General features: G+C 53.3%; 17 protein-coding genes. 7 read left to right on the forward strand and 10 right to left on the reverse strand.

What is annotated here, in order from left to right:
• Window positions 1–165: 165 nt before the first annotated feature.
• The 7 genes from IPM31_07525 to IPM31_07555 all read right to left on the reverse strand — a co-directional run bounded on the left by IPM31_07525 (window position 166) and on the right by IPM31_07555 (window position 6862).
• The gene (locus tag IPM31_07525; GenBank protein MBK9006830.1) at window positions 166–978 is read right to left on the reverse strand and encodes an efflux RND transporter periplasmic adaptor subunit; all 813 of its coding nucleotides are present in this window, start codon (window positions 976–978) and stop codon (window positions 166–168) included.
• Window positions 975–1841, reverse strand: coding sequence for an efflux RND transporter periplasmic adaptor subunit (locus tag IPM31_07530; GenBank protein MBK9006831.1), 867 nt, complete (start codon window positions 1839–1841; stop codon window positions 975–977). Before IPM31_07530 ends, IPM31_07525 begins: the two co-directional genes overlap by 4 nt.
• Window positions 1838–2527, reverse strand: a complete 690-nt coding sequence (locus tag IPM31_07535) for an ABC transporter ATP-binding protein (GenBank protein MBK9006832.1) — start codon at window positions 2525–2527, stop codon at window positions 1838–1840. The genes IPM31_07530 and IPM31_07535 overlap by 4 nt, the downstream gene beginning before the upstream one ends.
• Before the next feature lies 1 nt (window position 2528).
• Window positions 2529–3749 (reverse strand): ABC transporter permease, encoded by a 1221-nt coding sequence (locus IPM31_07540; protein ID MBK9006833.1) that lies wholly within the window; start codon window positions 3747–3749, stop codon window positions 2529–2531.
• 165 nt (window positions 3750–3914) lie between these two features.
• Window positions 3915–5144: an ABC transporter permease gene (locus tag IPM31_07545; GenBank protein ID MBK9006834.1), complete on the reverse strand. Its 1230-nt coding sequence runs from the start codon at window positions 5142–5144 to the stop codon at window positions 3915–3917.
• Between the two features lie 16 nt (window positions 5145–5160).
• Window positions 5161–5862, reverse strand: a complete 702-nt coding sequence (locus tag IPM31_07550) for a TetR/AcrR family transcriptional regulator (GenBank protein ID MBK9006835.1) — start codon at window positions 5860–5862, stop codon at window positions 5161–5163.
• Between the two features lie 157 nt (window positions 5863–6019).
• Window positions 6020–6862, reverse strand: a complete 843-nt coding sequence (locus tag IPM31_07555; protein MBK9006836.1) for a hypothetical protein — start codon at window positions 6860–6862, stop codon at window positions 6020–6022.
• A gap of 65 nt (window positions 6863–6927) precedes the next feature.
• Between IPM31_07555 and IPM31_07560 the strand changes: the two genes are divergently transcribed.
• The 6 genes from IPM31_07560 (at window position 6928) to IPM31_07585 (ending at window position 14202) form a co-directional block, all read left to right on the forward strand.
• Entirely contained in the window at window positions 6928–7509 is a 582-nt protein-coding gene (locus tag IPM31_07560) for a P1 family peptidase (GenBank protein MBK9006837.1), read from the forward strand.
• 235 nt (window positions 7510–7744) lie between these two features.
• A complete protein-coding gene (locus IPM31_07565) occupies window positions 7745–8212 on the forward strand; it encodes a hypothetical protein (GenBank protein MBK9006838.1) in 468 nt (155 codons plus the stop codon).
• A 29-nt stretch (window positions 8213–8241) separates the two neighbouring features.
• Window positions 8242–10125, forward strand: coding sequence for a tetratricopeptide repeat protein (locus IPM31_07570; protein ID MBK9006839.1), 1884 nt, complete (start codon window positions 8242–8244; stop codon window positions 10123–10125).
• A gap of 198 nt (window positions 10126–10323) precedes the next feature.
• Window positions 10324–11259: an ATP-binding cassette domain-containing protein gene (locus IPM31_07575; protein MBK9006840.1), complete on the forward strand. Its 936-nt coding sequence runs from the start codon at window positions 10324–10326 to the stop codon at window positions 11257–11259.
• Between the two features lie 190 nt (window positions 11260–11449).
• Entirely contained in the window at window positions 11450–12709 is a 1260-nt protein-coding gene (locus IPM31_07580) for an ABC transporter permease (GenBank protein MBK9006841.1), read from the forward strand.
• 296 nt (window positions 12710–13005) lie between these two features.
• Window positions 13006–14202 carry an ABC transporter permease gene (locus IPM31_07585; GenBank protein ID MBK9006842.1) on the forward strand — a complete coding sequence of 399 codons (1197 nt, stop codon included), beginning with the start codon at window positions 13006–13008 and terminating at the stop codon, window positions 14200–14202.
• 107 nt (window positions 14203–14309) lie between these two features.
• Here the strand turns inward: IPM31_07585 and hutU are convergent, their stop codons facing one another.
• Together hutU and IPM31_07595 are read right to left on the reverse strand one after the other, a co-directional pair.
• Complete coding sequence (hutU, locus tag IPM31_07590) at window positions 14310–15962, reverse strand: urocanate hydratase (GenBank protein ID MBK9006843.1); 1653 nt, start codon at window positions 15960–15962, stop codon at window positions 14310–14312.
• A 133-nt stretch (window positions 15963–16095) separates the two neighbouring features.
• The gene (locus IPM31_07595) at window positions 16096–16419 is read right to left on the reverse strand and encodes an SCP2 sterol-binding domain-containing protein (protein ID MBK9006844.1); all 324 of its coding nucleotides are present in this window, start codon (window positions 16417–16419) and stop codon (window positions 16096–16098) included.
• A gap of 75 nt (window positions 16420–16494) precedes the next feature.
• Between IPM31_07595 and IPM31_07600 the strand changes: the two genes are divergently transcribed.
• The gene (locus IPM31_07600; GenBank protein ID MBK9006845.1) at window positions 16495–16953 is read left to right on the forward strand and encodes a GNAT family N-acetyltransferase; all 459 of its coding nucleotides are present in this window, start codon (window positions 16495–16497) and stop codon (window positions 16951–16953) included.
• A 157-nt stretch (window positions 16954–17110) separates the two neighbouring features.
• Here IPM31_07600 and IPM31_07605 read toward each other — a convergent pair whose 3' ends face one another.
• Complete coding sequence (locus tag IPM31_07605) at window positions 17111–17689, reverse strand: class I SAM-dependent methyltransferase (protein ID MBK9006846.1); 579 nt, start codon at window positions 17687–17689, stop codon at window positions 17111–17113.
• Window positions 17690–17765: the final 76 nt, after the last annotated feature.

Here is a 17765-nt window from a genome sequence, read left to right on the forward strand (position 1 = left end):
GCGCCACTGCTATACTGAACCACGGTCGCTTTCTGCGCTTTGTTCTTACCGCAAAGACCGCAAAGAACGCAAAGTAAATGCCTTTATCTTGGCGCGCTTCGCGGTTCAATTTTCCGTTTTACAAGACCGCAATTTGTGACCGTGCGCGGTATATCTGGTTGACGATCACTGCTCGCGGGCTACTTGTTCACCGATCGTTACTTCCGCGGTCATGCCCCACAACAAGCCTTGAACCTGTTCGTCCAATTCAATCGCGACCTTGAAAACCACATCGCCGCCGACTGTGTTTGCGACAGGCGAGATGGCGATCACCGTTCCGTTAACCGTTTGATTCAACGATTCCACAAATACTGTTGCCGAATCGCCGACGTTCACTTTCGCTATGTCGCGTTCACTCAAATCTGTGGTTTCGACGCGCAGGTCGTTCAACGCGGCAAGTGTGACGGCGACTCGCCCCTGTTCAATGAATTCACCTTGGGCAATATCCACTGAAGCGACAACTCCTTCGAACGGCGCGGCGAGGCTGGTTTGCGCCAAAGCGGCTTGCGCAATTTCCAGCGCGGCTTGAGCTTGCTTTACTTGAATATCCGCGATCTCGATGTATTCCTTGGGCAGTTGCGTCCAAAAAATTTTTCCGTTGCGCTGTTCTTTGATGCGGCCATACCGTTGAAGTTCAGCGTTGATCTGCGCGGAGCGGAGCGCGGCTTCGGCGGCGGTGACGGTGAATTGCAATTCTGGCGCGTCGAGCGTGATCAACACATCACCCGCCTTCACCGAATCGCCTTTTTTTATCAAAACTTCTTTGACCAAGCCCGATGCAACGAATCCCAATTTTGAAACTTGCGCGGGGACGAACACAGCCGAGGCAACGATCGATCCTTGCGCCAACGGCAAGGCGAAAACGCCGCGCATTGGGAGCATACCCATTGCCAAGGCAACGATCAAAACAAAACGAATAACCAAACGAGTTTGCTTCATTCTTGCTCGCTCGCCTGAATTTCCACATCCGCGCTCATGCCCCAGAGCAAGCCTTGCGGCTGGTCGTTGAAGTCGATCGTCACCGTGAAAACCACGTCGCCGCCGAGCGTCGAGCCGATGCGGTCCATGCCGATCACTGCGCCGGCGAATTCTTCGTTCAGCGCCTCGATAAAAATAGAGGCTGAATCGCCGGGCTGTATCCTCGTCACGTCGCGTTCGCTCAGGTCGGTTGTTTCGATGTGAAAACCCGAGAGATCGCCCAGCACGATCACGATCTGCCCCGGCGTGACGATCTCTGCAACGGCAATATCCACATCCACGATCACGCCATCGAACGGCGCGAGGAGCGTGGATTGCGCGTTGAGTGTCGCGTTGGCTGAATCGAGCAACGCTTGCATCCGTTCGACTTCGGCATGGGCTTGATCGAGATGGACTTGATCCGTTTTATTCCGCGTCAAAAATCGGACGTGAGCCTGCGCCGCCTCCAGATTCGCTTCCGCCTCTTTGACCTTTGCTCGCAACAGCGATGCGTCGAGCGCGACCAGCGCATCGCCCGCTTTGACCTCGTCGCCAACCTTGACCTTCACCTCCGCCACTTTGCCGACAGATGGAAACGACAGCCGCGCCTGACGAACAGGGACGATGATTCCCGACGCGTCGATCGCATTTCCGCTTTCCGTTTGTTGATCCGGCGGCGTGTTGCCGCCATCAAGCGCGATGGTGGGAATGGGCGCGGGTGTAGATGCCGAACCGCAGGCTGAAAGAACCCACCCAAGGAGAATGACGATCACAATGAGCGCGTTTCGAGTGCATGAAAGAGGGGCGCTGTTCCGCCGCTCTGCGCGTCGAGTTGATGTTTTCATGTTGTGATCCCGGCGTCTTTCACGATGAGACCGTCTTCCAGCGTGATCACCCGGTTGGCGTAACCGATCACGCGCGGGTCGTGCGTGGCAAACACGAACGTGACGCCGGTCTCTTGATTCAAGCGTTGCATGATATCCATCACTTGTTTGCCGTTCTCGGTATCGAGGTTTGCTGTTGGCTCGTCGGCGAGGATCAGCGTGGGGCGAGTGGCAAGCGCGCGGGCGACGGCGACGCGTTGTTGTTGTCCGCCTGAAAGTTGATCGGGGCGGTGATGGGCGCGGTCAGAGAGTCCAACCGCCTCCAGCATTTCGTTGACGCGCCGCTTGCGGTCTCCGCCTTTGGCGCCGTTCAATAACAATGGCATCTCCACGTTTTCGTAAGCGGTGAGCGTTGGGATGAGCGCGAAAAATTGAAAGACAAACCCGATGGAATGTTTTCGCAGGTCGGCGCGTTGGTTGCGATTCAAGTGCGTGGCGTCCTGCCCGTTGACGAAGACTTGTCCGCTGGTGGGCTGGTCGAGCAAGCCGATGAGTTGAAGCAGGGTGGTTTTGCCCGAGCCCGATGGACCGACGAGGGCAGAGAACTCTCCGCTTGTGATGGAGAGGTTGACGCCGCGCAGGGCGCGCGTTTCCACTTCGCCAATTTTGTAGACGCGCGTCGCGTCGATTACTTTTGTGACTTCCATTTCAGCCTCCCATTCCATGTAACGCTTCGACAGGTTCCATACGCGCGGCGAGCATGGCAGGATATAACGAAGCGGCAAGCGTAATGAGGTATGTGACAATGCCCAGCACAATTGTGTTTTCGAGCGTCAGGTGGGCATAGATGCGATCTTCAAAGAGCACGCCGGTGATTCCGTAGTCGCCGATATAAACTCCATTGACTGTGAAATATGCGACCATTGCGCCGCCGATGAGGAGTCCGCCGATCACGCCGCCGGTGGCGAGCAGGGCGGCTTCAGCGAGGAACTGCGCCATAATGCCGCGCCCCTTCATGCCGATGGCGGCGAGGATGCCGATCTCGCGCTCGCGCTCGAACACCGCCATGACGAGGGTGTTGGTGACGACGGTGGCAGTGATGCCCAGCACGATCAGGTACAACACGATCATAAATGCGCCGGCATAATCCTCGAATTGAGTGATGAATTCATTCTGGTCCTGCCAGGTGAGCGCCTTGTAGAGCGACGATTGTAGCGCCTGCGCCACCGGTTCCGCTTGTTCGTTCTTCTGTAACAGGACAAAAATTGTGCTGGCATGATTTTCTGTCACAGTGAATGCCTGCGCCTTCGAGATCGGCATCAGCACATTGAGTTCGTCGAAACCGGGCGTGCGCGTGGTGAAGATGCCGCGCACGGTGAACAATTGCTCGTCTATATCGCCGTTGGAGGTGTTGACCAGCAGGTTGACCGCGTCGCCGACGACGAGTTTCAATTTTTCGGCGAGGGTGTTGCCGATCATGATGCCCTCGCGGTCGTCAGGATGGATAAATTCACCGTCGAGCAAGCCCTCGCGGAATGGCAGGTTTGCATCCGAAGTCGGGTCGATACCGATGATTTGCACGCCTTTCGATTCATCGCTGAGAGAGAGAATCCCGCTGGCGATCAGGCGCGGCGTGGCGGTGATCACCTCGGGAAGCGTTTTGATCGTTTGCGCCACAGCCTCCGGGTCGGCGATCAGGTCATCCCATTTCAGGCTGATCTTTCCCTCTTCGTAGGATGCGGGTCGAATCTGCAAATGCCCGCTCTGCAAGCGGATGGTGTTATCCAGCGCGCCGCGCATTTCGCCTTCGAGAACCGAGACCATGAGGAGCAGTAACGCCATCCCACCGGCGACGGCAAGCGAGGAAAGCAGGGAGCGGGTCTTATTGCGCCCGATGTTGCGATAGGCTAGTTTGAATAGTTGGATCATAAGAATCTCTTTGCTTTGGTATCTTTCCTCTTTCTTCTTTCGTTGACTCGCCTTGTGCGGAACGTCCCGAAGGTTCTCGTGAATCAGGTTGGGCTTATGCCCAACCCTTCGGAACAGCGCGCGCCCTCGGTGATCGATTGCGCGAAAGAAGGAAGAAGCAAATCCTTACACGTGGTGTAACGCCTCGGAAGGCTCGCGCCGCGAGGCGATGACAGCCGGAATCAACGCCGCAACAATAGCGATGACAACAACGACCATCGCGCGGTTGCCGATGTTGTCCACCCCGAGGGTGGGGTAAACCTTGCCGCTGATGAGCGCCATATATTCGGTCATGCCGGCAAATTGGCTGTAATCCATGCCAACCTGCGCCATGCTCCCGTTGATCAAAAGCCCCAGGACGATGCCAGCCATCGCGCCGACTATGCCGATCAGCGCGCCTTCCATAATGAAGGTGGCAGCGATCTGGCGGGGCTTGAATCCCATCGCGCCCAGCAGACCGATCTCGCGCGTCCGCTCGTAGACCGCCATAAGCAGGAGATTCAAAATGCCGATGCCGGCGATCATCACGATCACCACGCTGAAAATATCCATCACGGCGGTTTTCTGCCCGATGGCATTCCCCAGTTCGGGATAATTTTGTTCCCACGATTCCACTTCATACCCCGAGAGGAATGAAGAAAGCGCGGCGACCACCTGTGATTCTGAGCCGACCTGGTCGAGCGTGACCTGCACCTCGGTGGATTGTCCGCGTAAGTTGAACAGGCTTTGCGCCTCGGCGAGCGAAATATACACCGCGCCTTTTTCGAACGACGGCAAGCCGATATCGTAAATCCCGATCACGGTCATCGTGCGCTGTCGGTTCTGTTTGTGGATGTCGCTCCCCACCACGGTGATACGGTCGCCGAGCATGATGGATAGCGCCTCCGCCAGCCCGCGCCCGATCAAGACCGAATCTCGGTCATCGTCTGCGAGCCAGCGACCCTCGTCGATGTGTTCGGCGATCAAGCTGACCGGCGCCTCCGCGCTCGCCTCGATGCCGATCACGTTGAGGGGGAACGCGCCCTCAGGGTTGCTGACCAGCCCGCCCGTCTGAATGCGACGCGAGGCGGCGGTTACATCCGGCTGTGCTAGCGCGGCTTCCACGACAGATGAATCATCCTTCAATGGAAGAAGCGGGTTGCTATCCACCTTTTCACGATAGCCTTGCGCATGGACTTGCACATTGCCGCCCAGCACGCGCACCGCGTTGCCGGCAATGGCTTTGTTGAAGCCGTCCAGCAAACCATCGTAGAACATCATCAACGCGAGCGACAGCCCCATTGCCAAAACAATGATGACCGTGCGGCGGCGGTGTCGCCAAATGTTGCGCCAGGCGAGGCGGAGATAAAGAGTCATGATGTGTTTCCTTTTGCTAAAAACTCTTTTTGAATTCCGATTCGGTTTTGCGTAAACCGTATTCCATCACATACAGCATCTTATCGATCTTTTCCCGTGTCTTCGCCGAACGCACCCATTTGATAATATCTTTTTGTTTCATGCCTTCGCTGATGATATACGTCGTGATGGCGTTGCTCCATGTTTCCATGATCATCACCGCCAATTCCACATCCACACTCGGGTCCACTTCGCCGTTCTTCATGGCTTGCTTGATCATCGCCGTCAGCGCCTCTTTCGCTTGCTCGTGGTATTCGGCAAATTTTGCCCCGTAATACAAGCCTTCGACGAATAACACGCGGCTGGCGGCTTGCGCCATGCGAGGGTAAGCGGAATTGAATTCCATGGCGGCCTTGATCATCCAGCGGAAATATTCGAAGGTGTCCAGGTTCCTGCCGGGCGGGCGCTTGTCTTTGAAAAATTCCGTTTTTTCACGCGCCACCACATCCATCAAATAATTGAAAACGTCCAGTTTGTCCGCAAAGTATTGATAAAAACTTCCCTTGGCGATTCCGCTATTCGCCACAATGCGGTTCGTGGAGGCGTTCTCCAGACCGTACTCGGCGAATTCTTCGATGGCGGCGTTGACGATCTTCTCGCGCTTTTCGTTGGGGAGGTTGTGGAAGGTCTGCTTGGGCATCGCGGATATGACCTCGTGGTCATGTGACTTGATGGTCACATTCTACGACGATTCGTGTGTGTGTCAAGGGGATACGTTCCCGCGTCTTTTCCGATTGACCCCTGGTCCGCCCGCGGATTTATTGCCTCGCCTCCGCCCACAGACGGCAGACCGCGCTCGTTTTCCGCCCATCGTCTCACGCCTGATAGCTCTCTCGCTATGCGCCGCCCAGGGAGAATTTTTTGCGCAAATTTCCCCACGCCGTTTTCACCGTTAACCCCGCCCGCCAAAACGCAACCGCCGCCATCCCATGCGCGAGGACCGCAAACAGCGGCGGAGTTTGAAACGTGTAATACGTCCAGCACTCGCGCGTGGTTCCCCACAGTTCGAGATAATATCCCAGCCCTGAGCCAGCGATGAAGGTGAGGATGGCATAGCGGTGATCGGTTGGTGTGAGAATGAGGAGAATGGAGAGAAGTAGCGCGAGCCAGGTGAAAGACTTGTCGAATGTTGGGGCAACGAAGACCAGCATCAAGGTCAGGAAGGAGGCGAAAACGATCCAGTACAGTGTTTTAAAATTTAACACAAAGGACACGAAGTACACAAAGGAATTCTTTTTTAAATCCCTCGTGACCTTTGTGTCCTTTGTGGTAAGAAAAAGAATTGCGCGTGTGATGCGGTCTATCGAGAGTGATGCGATGGGCCAGGCGGGGATGATCCACAACGGCGGACGTTCGGCGGTGTAGTAATGCCAGAGATTCGTTTGTGTGCCCCACGATTCGATTGCCAGCCCGCCGCAGATGCCAACGAAGATAATGAGCAGGTCGGTTTTGAGGTTTGCCCGCGCGATGATCGTCACCGACATGAACCCAAAGATGCCTAGCAAGAGCCAGTCCATGGTTCGCCACCATGCGCCGTTCCAATCCACGTACTTGAGGTATTCTTCCGCAAGGGGCCACCAGATGTAAACGATCAGGAAGACCGTGAGGATGAACCCGCCGAGGAGTATGGACGAGTCGCGCGTCCAGAAGTTGCGAAGCGTGTTGCGAAGCGTGGACATGGGCGGGATTATAGCAGGGAGATGAAGGCTCAATCGCGGAAGGAAGCGTCGGTGGCGGGACGGGGATGATCTGTTACGAGTTCAAAGGCGGGAGCGGGACGTCATCCCGAAAACTTCCTGAAAAATTCGGCGGGTGGACTGTCGGCGCGTTCGCGCAATCCAATTTTGGGTCGAGGTTTCAATTCACGGTGGCGGGAGCGCCCGTTGGGAATCATTTGAAAGAGGGCGCGGTGTGGTCGGGCGGCGAAAACCCGTATCACGATGACGGCTCGCTGATCGTCGTGCTGGCGACGGACGCGCCGCTGTTGCCGCATCAACTCAAGCGGATCGCAAAACGCGCAACGCTCGGCATGGCGCGCACGGGCTCGCTGGGCGGCAACGGTTCGGGCGATATTTTTTTCGCGTTCTCGACCGCCAACCCGAACATCGCGCTCGGCAAAGAAAACGGACTCGCCGATCTGCGCGCGCTCGATAACGAGCATCTCAATCCGCTGTTCGCCGCGTCGGTCTTTGCGACAGAGGAGGCGATCATCAATTCAATGGTCGCGGCGGAGGATATGACGGGGCATAACGGTTTCACGGTGAAGGCTCTGCCGCATGAGGAGGCGAGGGAGGTGTTGAGGAGGTACAATAGGTTAAGTAAATAATCGGCGGAGTTTTCGATAGTATTCAATTGTCGTATACTTTCCACGGGTATATAATATGTAGGTGTGTACATAAAGATTTATCGAGGGATTATCAGGCATTTACCTTACAAAATCCAATGTACTTTGGCTTGATTAGAAACACATTGTGTCGCAAAAAACCATACTTAATTTGAGTTGTTAGTACACACTAATCAATCTTGAAGATGTCTCACCTAATGAAAGAGGAGATTATGTTATGAACATTGAATTAATTGCAGCAGCGATTACAACCGCGTTGGCGCCTTTTATGCCGTTTCTGATTGAAATTGGAGCGACAACAAGCAAGAAAATAGTAGACGTTGTAAGCGAAAAAAGCGGGGAAGAAGCCTGGAATCTGGCGCAAGAGTTATGGAACAAGATAAAAATCTATTTTGAAAATGATGCAGACATAAAAGGTGCAGCTCTTATGGTTTCTGCAAAACCAAAAGACGAATCCCGACAAACTTTATTGGCGGTTGCACTTACAGAAAAGTTGAAAGAGAATCCAAAATTGGCACAAGAGTTATTTGATCTATTGGGGGGACAAAGTGCTGTGCAAAGAGTTTTAGCTAATCGCAAAAGCTGGGTCAAAGATGTGACACAAAAAATAAACGGAAGCGGCGAGCAAACTATTAAAGCAGATAATAACAGTCGAATTCAAGGCGTCAAACAAATTAAAAAGTAGATTCTTTAGTAGTGATAAAGGAGGTAATGATGGATTCACAAAATGATGATCATACAAAACAGGAAATCAAGGTGGAGCATGGTGTCGTCAAGAATGTGATTCAAGCGGTCATTCATTTACCGTCATGGGCGTGGGTAATTGGAGCAATTGTTATTTCGATTGGCTTATGTACTTTTGCTGCAATGTTCAATATACCAACATTGCAAACATTTATTCCCACAGAACCTCCATTTGCGACTGCGTCTACTGACCAATCGCTTATTATCATAGCAGATTTTGATAATCGTAGTGATGGAAAATATGAGGGAATTGACCCAGCACAATACATTTACGAACAATTGAGGGTACAAGCGGAAAAAGATAAATTAGACATAAGAGTTGAACGCCTGCAAGAGGTGGTTAACGACAATACAGTAAAACCTGTTGGAGAAGCATATAACGCTACACTGATGGTTTGGGGATGGTACGATTCATTAACTATAACGCCACGTATTGAACGCATAAAAATATTAAAAGGCGATATTTCCAATCGGGAAGGTGCGCAATTAAGCCTTACCGAACCTGATAACGTGACTTTTGGCAAGATATTCACTGCGGAATTGCCCGCTCAAGCTGGGTATTTAGCCATGTTCACGCTTGGAGCAGATAAATATTTCAACGAACAATTTGATGACGCAATAATTTACATGAACAACTCAATTGAATTTGCTGACAAAAGCGGCGAACAGGCAATCGGCACTGAAGAGGCTTATTTTATTCGCGGAAACGCCTTTCTTCACACGGCAGAAGATGACAACGCTATTGCCGATTACAATAAGACAATCGAATTAAATCCAGATTATGCGCCAGCCTATAACAACCGCGCGATTGCATATTTTAATAAAGGAATCTTTGACCGCGCTATTACAGACAGTAATAATGCAATTGAATTAGATCCAAATTATGCTGAAGCATACACTAATCGCGGAATGGCTTATGTTTACAAAGGCGAATATAAGAAGGCGTTTTCGGATCAGAATAAAGCAATCGAATTAAACCCAAATTATTACATAGCTTACAATAATCGCGGGCTGGTTTATTCTTACAAAAATGACCATGACCAGGCTATTGCTGATTACGACAAGGCAATTGAACTAAATCCGAATTCAGCAAAAACTTACTCAAACCGCGGGAATGCCTATTTAGCCAAAGGTGATTATGATCGCGCCATTGCTGACCATAACAGAGCGATTGAGTTAAATCCAAATTCTGCAGAGTTTTATTACAATCGCGGGAACGTCTATTTGGTCAAAGGGAGTTACGACCAAGCTATCGCCGACTACAATAAGGCAATTGAATTAGATCCAAATTTTGTTGAAGCCTATAACAATCGCGGGCTGCTTTATTCTCGCAAGGGCGACCTTGACCAAGCTATTGCTGATTACAGTATGGCGATTGAATTAAATCCAAATTTTGCTACAACTTACCTTAACCGCGGGACTGCTTATGCCAGACAAGGCGAATATAATCGAGCAATTGTAGACTACGACAAAGCAATTGAACTAAATCCAAATTCTGCCAACGCCTACATGAACCGCGGGCTGGCTTATTCTTACATGGGTGACCATAACCAATCTATTGCTGATTACTCAAATGCAATAAAACTTAATCCAGATAATCCTGATGCTTACAATGGTCGTTGCTGGGAGTATTATACTTTGGGCGATTACAACAACGCATTACCCGATTGCGAAAAAGCAGTAGCCATCGCACCAGATACAGACTACATTCTCGATAGTCGCGCTTCAGTCTACGCGAAGTTAGGGCGCACAGAAGATGCCATCAAAGATTTTGAGCGTATTTTGGAAATTTCCAACGATATAGAGTTGAGAAAACATGCTGAAGATGAATTAAAGAAATTAAGAGAGCAATGATCTGGCATCACCTTATGTGAAGCAATTTCGTCAAGCAGTTTACGAACTGAATAATAAGTCGAAGGGGATTCTAACTTGAAGATCAATCATCGGCGAATAAACGTGCAAGAGGAAGATTCCTTGTCTCTTTCTGAAACCTATTGTCCCACCCTCCGTATGTGTTTGTAGTGTTCATTCCATGGAGTTCTCATGCCCAACATCCTTGAATCCCAAAATCTCGTCAAAAAATACGGAGACTTCACCGCCGTCAAAGGAATCACCTTCGACATCAAAGAGGGAGAGATCTTCAGCCTGCTCGGTCCCAATGGCGCGGGGAAGACGACGACCATCTCGATGCTGTCCACGTTATACGCGCCCACGTCTGGCGATGCAACCATCGGCGGACATTCCGTGACGAAAGACCCGATGGCGGTCAAGCGCGTGATCGGAGTCGTGCCGCAGGATTTGGCTCTGTACGAAGACCTCACCGCAAAAGAGAATCTCGTCTTCTGGGGGCAGATGTATGGACTCGGTGGCAAGTCCCTCAACAGCCGCGTGGATGAAGTGTTGGAGCAGATCGGTTTGACCGATAAAGCCAAGAACCGAGTCAAAACCTATTCGGGCGGGATGAAGCGCCGCGTCAACATCGGCGTGGGTCTGCTTCACAAGCCGCGCCTGCTGTTCATGGACGAACCCACCGTCGGCATTGATCCGCAATCGCGGCGGGCGATTCTCGATACGGTCAAAGACCTCAACAAACATGGCATGACCGTTCTCTACACCACGCACTACATGGAAGAAGCCGCCGAACTCTCGAGCCGCGTCGGCATCATAGATCATGGCGAACTCATCGCGCTCGGCACGCAGGACGAACTCACCAAACAAGTCGGCGAAACTGAAACACTTATTTTGCATATCGGCGAAAACGAAGACCCCGACGCGCTCGCCAAAGCATTGAGCGGAGTCGAAGGCGTGCAAAAAGCGGATGTGACCGATCACGAGGTCAGCGTCATCACATCCGATGCGAAAGACATTCTCGCGGCGGTGGTTGGCAAAGCCAACGAGCGCGGCATCAAGATCCGCTCGATTGACATCCGCGAGCCGAATCTTGAAGCGGTTTTTCTTCACTTAACAGGGAGAGCGCTGAGAGATTAGAGAGTGGAAAGTAGAGATTGACCCGCTCTCCACCTTCCACTGCCTACTGTCCACTTTCCAGCCCTCACACATTCCACACGTAAACACGTAGGCACGTAACCTGAAACCTGAAACCCTCAACACACTATGTAACTCGTAACTCCTATCTCCTATCTCCTATCTCCGAACTCCTAACAACCGGATCCCCCTCATGCTCAAACTCCTCCTCATCGGCATCAAAGACCTCAAACTCATGTTCCGCGACCGCGCCGCGCTCATCTTCATGCTCCTCGCGCCGTTCCTGCTCACCATCGGACTGGGATTTGTGACGGGTCGCTTCAGCGGCGGCTCGACCGGGCTTTCAGACATTCCCGTCGTCATCGTCAATTTGGATCAAAAGGAGTTGGGCAACGCGCTCGAAGAATTATTCAACTCCGCCGATCTGGCAGACCTGGTGGAACCGACCACTTCATCCGACCCCGAGGCGGCTCGCCGATTAATCGACAGCGACCAAGCCTCAGCCGCCATCGTCATCCCACAAGGATTCACCGACAGCGTCATCCCTGCCGAGGGGACAACGTTCGACTCAACCGCCGTTCAGCCTGCTCCCGTTCAAATCGAAGTGTACGCCAACCCATCGCGTCCGACAGGCGCGGGCATCATCAAAGCCATCGTAGACGAATTCCTCTCGCGCGTCGAAGAAGGGCGCGTGAGCGGCACGACCTCCCTCGTCGGCTTGATGCAAAGCGGACTGTTGAATCCGCAGGACGTGGCGAGCGAAGCGCAAGAGTTATTCGCAAACGTGGACGAATCCGAATCCACCGCCATCACGCTCAAGACCGACACCCAAGGCGCGGAAGCCGTTGAGTTCGACCTGCTTGCCTACTTCGCGCCGGGCATGGCGTTGATGTTCCTCATGTACACCGTCTCGTACGGCGGACGCTCCATCCTTGCCGAACGCTCGCAAGGCACTCTTCCGCGCATGTTGATCTCGCCCACCTCCAACGCGCAGGTGTTGGGCGGCAAGGTGTTGGGAATCTTCTTGATGGGCGTCGCGCAGGTCGGCGTTTTGATCCTCGCCTCTTCGATCTTCTTTCAGGTGCAATGGGGCGACCCGCTTGGCGTTTTGGTTTTGATCCTCGCCGCAGTCTTCGGCGCCACGGGCTGGGGCATGTTGATCACCGCCTTTGCCCGCACGCCCGCGCAAGTGGGAAGCACAGGCGCGGCGGTCATGCTCATCTTCGGCATCCTCGGCGGAAGTTTCATGAGCCTTGAAAACTTCCCGCCGTTCATGCAGACCCTCAGCAAGATCACGCCCAACGCCTGGGGCATGGACGGTTTCGTCACCCTCGCCCTCGGCGGCACGTTGAAGAATCTAACCGAACCCGTCACCGCATTGCTCATCATGGGCGCGTTGTTGTTCGCCGCCTCGGTCGTGTTGTTCAATCGGAATGGGATCGCGCAACAGTAAATCTGACGCAGAGTCTCAGACACTGTTTCTTAAGTACACGGATTTGACGGGTTACACGATCAAACGCGGATTTTTAAATGGTTTTCTCCGTGAACTCCGTGCTATCCGTGTCCAAAAAAAAGACTTATAGGACTTACGCAGTTGAACCTGTTGCGCCGTAGTTGCACTGCGGCGGCGGCAGTACAACTGCCCGCCAACTGCGGAAGTTCTGACTTAAGAAACACTCTCAGAGACGCGGAGAAAAAAAAGAATCTCCGAGTCTCGGTGTCTCTGTGGCAAGAAGGTCAAAAACAACCATGAAGAAAATTTTCGCCATCGCATGGAAAGACGCCATCGTCCGCTTTGCCAGCCCATCGGAGTTGTTGTTCTTCATCATCCTCCCGATCGTGTTCACCTTCCTGCTCGCCGGTGGGACGCCTTCGAACGACGACGACAACCGCATCCGTGTACCGGTCGTGGATGAATCGCAGACAGCCGTTTCGCAACAGATCATTGACGAATTGGAGAATTCGACGGCGGTTCGTCCCGAGGTGGTGACGCGCGCCGAGGCGCAGAGTCAATTCGACGACCGTCGCGCCGACGCGGTGTTCATCATCCCCGCGGGTGTTGACATCGAGGCGCTGCAAAACGGTTCCGCCCAAGTGGAGATGCTCCAACAACCCAGCAACCTCAACGCGGGCATCGCGCAACGCGCCATCCTCACCGCCATCCGCCGCGTGAGCAGTTCGGTCTCCGCCGCCCAGAATGCGGTGAGGCAACGCGAAGCGAAACAAGCCTTTGCCTCCGACGCGGAGAAACAAGCCTATTTCGAAAGTTCGCTCACGCTGGCGCAGGACATTCAAGCCGACGCGCCCGAACGAGTGACCGTCATCGAAGGGACGACGCCCGACCGGGTGAATTATGACCCGCGCGCCAACTCTTCGGCGGGACAATTGATCACGTGGGTGTTCATTCCGCTCTTTGGGATTTCAGCCCTGTTTGCAAGCGAACGACAAGGGGGAACGCTGCGCCGCCTGCTCACCACGCCAACCACGAAAGCGACATTTCTGCTCGGCACGATCTCGGGGCAGGTGGCGATGGCATTGATTCAAATGTTCCTGCTGGTCGGCTTTGCGATTCTGGCGATGAAATTGAACTGGGGACGCGATCCGCTCGCGTTGTTCGTCATCCTGCTTGCCTCGGCGCTTGCGGCGGCGGCGTTCGGCGCCACGCTGGGAACGTTCATCAAGACCGAAGCGCAAGCCAGTGGGGTGAGCATCATGTTCGGCATGGTCATGGCGCTCATGGGCGGATGCTGGTATCCGCTGGAACTATTCCCGACGGCGATTCAAAGCGCGGTGAAAGTGTTGCCAACCACATGGGCAATGCAGGGCATGCTCGATCTCGTTGCGCGCGGCGGAGGCTTGGTTGATATTCTTCCCGAAGCGGGAGTCTTGCTGGTCTTCGCGGCGATCTTCTTGAGCGTGGGAGTTTGGAGATTTAAGTACGAGTAACACTGGGCGCAAACAGATATGATTTTCAGTTGCGCGCAAACATGAACTCACCCGCGAAAGATGCATTTGGGGGTGAGTTCATGTTTTTGATGGCTTGGTTGTTTCGCTTACTTCAACATCGGCATTTTAATGCCGTGACGTTTCGCCGCCTCGAGGGCAATCTCATACCCGGCGTCGGCATGACGGACAACCCCCATGCCCGGGTCAGTCGTCAGCACGCGCTCCAACCTGCGAGCCGCTTCCGGCGTCCCGTCTGCCACGATCACCTGGCCCGCATGTTGCGAATACCCCATGCCCACGCCGCCGCCATGATGGAACGATACCCAGGTTGCCCCGCCCACGGCGTTGATCAGCGCGTTGAGGATCGCCCAATCTGAAATGGCGTCTGAACCGTCTTTCATCGATTCGGTTTCCCTGTTCGGAGAAGCGACCGAGCCCGAATCCAAATGGTCGCGTCCGATCACGATCGGCGCTTGTACTTTGCCGCTCGCAACCAGTTCATTGAACTTCAACCCGGCTTTGACTCGCTCGCCGTAACCCAGCCAGCAAATCCGCGCGGGCAATCCCTGAAACGGAACTTTCTCGCGCGCCATCTTCAACCAGCGATGCAAATGCTCATCCTCGGGGAACAACTCCATGATCGCTTGATCGGTCGTGTAAATATCTTCCGTGTCGCCTGATAACGCCACCCAGCGAAAAGGACCCTTGCCCTCGCAAAACAATGGGCGAATATATGCGGGAACGAATCCAGGAAACTCAAACGCGTCGTTTACGCCGTTATTGAACGCTTGTTGCCGCAAGTTATTTCCATAGTCGAACACTTCCGCGCCCGCGCGTTGAAATGCCAGCATGGCTTGCACATGTTTCGACATCGAATCCATCGCCATCTTTTTATATTTTTCTGGATTCGACTTCCGCAACTCGTCTGCCGCGGCGATCGATACACCCGTCGGGACATAGAACAGCGCCTCATGCGCCGACGTTTGGTCTGTCACCACATCGGGGACGACTCCACGCTTCGAGAGTTCGTCGTACACATCCGCCGCGTTGCCGATCAACCCAATGGATTTTGGGATTTGCTTCTCCTTGAACTCTTCAACAAGGGTCATCGCTTCCTCAAGATTATCCACGACCATATCCACGTAGCCGATGGCGCGGCGGCGTTCGGCGCGTTCGGGGTCCACTTCAACGATCAGCCCCACGCCTTCATTCATGGTAATGGACAGCGGTTGCGCGCCGCCCATACCGCCGAGACCGGCCGTGAGAACAAATTTGCCTTTCAGCGATCCCCAGCCTTTGAGCTTTGCCAACGCGCCGAACGTTTCGTAAGTGCCTTGCAAAATTCCCTGCGTGCCGATGTAGATCCACGAGCCAGCGGTCATCTGCCCGTACATGATGAGTCCCTTTTTGGCTAACTCATCGAAGTATTCCCACGTTGCCCAGTGCGGCACAATGTTCGAATTGGCGATCAACACTTTGGGCGCGTCTTTGTGACTCTTGAAAACAACGACAGGCTTCCCCGATTGCACAAGGAGCGTTTCGTCCGCTTCAAGATTTTTCAACGACTCGAGGATCGCGTCGAACGACTCCCAATCGCGCGCGGCTTTTCCGCGTCCGCCGTAGACGACGAGATCGTCGGGCTTTTCCGCCACCTCGGGGTCGAGGTTGTTTTGGATCATGCGATACGCCGCTTCGCTGAGCCAGTCTTTGCAGGTGAGTTGAGCGCCGCGCGGCGCGCGGATAGTTCGAGGTGCAGACATGACGCGTCTCCTTGTTAATAATGATCTGTCGGCAATTATAGCCGAGGGGATTCATGTTCCAAAACATTGGGCATCCAAACAAAAAGAGGATGCCATGCGTTCGGCATCCTCTTGCTCAGTGAAACGAAGTCGATCAGCGCTTGAACAACGGCAACAACTTCATGATTTCAGTCATATCGCCCTCCACCTTGGCTTTGCCCATCATGAATGCCTTGGCAGGGTCGAGTTTTCCTTCCGCCACAGCCAGAATATCGTCCGTATCGGCGGTGACTTTGAAATCAGGGGAGGCATGAACGCCCTTGTTGATCGTAACCTTGCCGTCTTTGATTTCAGCGTTCCATTGACCCGCCTGGGAACCAGTCACATTTAATTGAACGGAAGCGTTCACCCCTTTTGCCTGGTCGACCTGAAAACTCTTTGGAGCCATTGCAATTAGACCTTCGATTGTGTAGGACATGATTTGTCTCCTTGAAAAATATGAGATCGAACAACAAGCGCATTATAGCACGTGAACAACGGGTATACTCCCGTCATGCCCATCCTCCTCCGCCCCGCCACCGACTCTGACCTACCCATCCTCTACAAGCAACAACTCGACCCCGAAGCGACGACGATGGCGGCGTTCCCAGCACGGGATGAAGAGGCGTTTTACGCTCATACAAAAAAGATCATGGCGGACGAGTCGGTGATCTTCAGAATCATTGTCCACGATGAGCAAGTGGCGGGAAGCATCGGCAGTTGGGAAATGGAAAGTCACCGCGAAGTCGGGTATTGGATCGGAAGGGAATTTTGGGGGAAGGGAATCGCGACGCAGGCATTGACGCAATATTTGGAGGTTGAAAAGATACGTCCATTATCCGCGCATGTGGCGAAGCACAATGTTGGGTCGAAACGCGTGCTGGAGAAGAATGGATTCAAGGTCATTGGGGAGGATTCGTACACTAATCCAGCAGGTGTGTTGGTGGATGAGTTCGTTTTGAAATTGGAGTAACTTGCCTTCAAGAAGTTCAGGATCGATACTCAATTTGATCTCTTGAACCGCGAAGTGACTCCATGGCGCCATGCGACACACGCTAAGGGCGCCAAATTTTAATTCCTTCTTTGCGTTCTTCGCGCTCTTAGCGGTAAATATTGAAGCTTACCCACCATCAATCATCAGGGAGAGGGGTATGTTTCAACAGATACGTTGTCAAACTTCCATGTTGCGGCGGCATGGTATAGATGAAGAACAGGTCAGGCTCGTCGAACAGGGACGGTTCCCACTCAGGGAAATCTGCCGAGATCGAAACCAGCCTTGATCCGCGCTTCATCTGTTTCTCCAAATACGGAGCGAGCCGCGTAACTTCCCTCGATGTGGCGTAGATGAAAATAACATCCGCCTCGCTCAAATCCGTTTTGAGATAATTTCCCCATTTGAGTTGAATTTTATTCCCAAGCCCGCTTGCGACAATCCGCAACCAGATCAACGCGCATTGGACAGGTCCCACTTCGATGCCAACAGACTTTGCGCCAAATTCTTGCGCGGCGATCAACAACACGCGACCATCGCCCGCGCCGAGATCGTAGAGAGTTTCATTCGGCTGAAGGTTCGCGGACTTCAACGCCTTGCGGATTCGGTCTGGATGCGTGGGACGCGAGGGCAATCCATACAATGCGGGGATGAAGACCCATAGCAAGCCGAGGAGGAAGAGAAAGAGGAAGAAGCCGTAGAGGATTAGGATGATCATGGTAGTTGAGTCCGCTTTTGTAGATTACAGGACTTACGCAGTTGGCGGGCAGTTGGACTGCCGCCGCCGCAGTGCA

Source organism: Candidatus Defluviilinea gracilis (assembly GCA_016716235.1).
GTDB lineage: Bacteria > Chloroflexota > Anaerolineae > Anaerolineales > Villigracilaceae > Defluviilinea > Defluviilinea gracilis.

Bases quoted from the DNA above. Each gene is read 5' to 3' on its own strand.
- hutU (MBK9006843.1), bottom strand. From the start codon at position 15,962: ATGTCTGCACCTCGAACTATCCGCGCGCCGCGCGGCGCTCAACTCACC.
- IPM31_07555 (MBK9006836.1), bottom strand. From the start codon at position 6,862: ATGTCCACGCTTCGCAACACGCTTCGCAACTTCTGGACGCGCGACTCG.
- IPM31_07570 (MBK9006839.1), top strand. From the start codon at position 8,242: ATGGATTCACAAAATGATGATCATACAAAACAGGAAATCAAGGTGGAG.
- IPM31_07530 (MBK9006831.1), bottom strand. From the start codon at position 1,841: ATGAAAACATCAACTCGACGCGCAGAGCGGCGGAACAGCGCCCCTCTT.
- IPM31_07540 (MBK9006833.1), bottom strand. From the start codon at position 3,749: ATGATCCAACTATTCAAACTAGCCTATCGCAACATCGGGCGCAATAAG.
- IPM31_07605 (MBK9006846.1), bottom strand. From the start codon at position 17,689: ATGATCATCCTAATCCTCTACGGCTTCTTCCTCTTTCTCTTCCTCCTC.
- IPM31_07525 (MBK9006830.1), bottom strand. From the start codon at position 978: ATGAAGCAAACTCGTTTGGTTATTCGTTTTGTTTTGATCGTTGCCTTG.
- IPM31_07595 (MBK9006844.1), bottom strand. From the start codon at position 16,419: ATGTCCTACACAATCGAAGGTCTAATTGCAATGGCTCCAAAGAGTTTT.
- IPM31_07580 (MBK9006841.1), top strand. From the start codon at position 11,450: ATGCTCAAACTCCTCCTCATCGGCATCAAAGACCTCAAACTCATGTTC.
- IPM31_07585 (MBK9006842.1), top strand. From the start codon at position 13,006: ATGAAGAAAATTTTCGCCATCGCATGGAAAGACGCCATCGTCCGCTTT.
- IPM31_07560 (MBK9006837.1), top strand. From the start codon at position 6,928: ATGATCTGTTACGAGTTCAAAGGCGGGAGCGGGACGTCATCCCGAAAA.
- IPM31_07565 (MBK9006838.1), top strand. From the start codon at position 7,745: ATGAACATTGAATTAATTGCAGCAGCGATTACAACCGCGTTGGCGCCT.
- IPM31_07600 (MBK9006845.1), top strand. From the start codon at position 16,495: ATGCCCATCCTCCTCCGCCCCGCCACCGACTCTGACCTACCCATCCTC.
- IPM31_07535 (MBK9006832.1), bottom strand. From the start codon at position 2,527: ATGGAAGTCACAAAAGTAATCGACGCGACGCGCGTCTACAAAATTGGC.
- IPM31_07545 (MBK9006834.1), bottom strand. From the start codon at position 5,144: ATGACTCTTTATCTCCGCCTCGCCTGGCGCAACATTTGGCGACACCGC.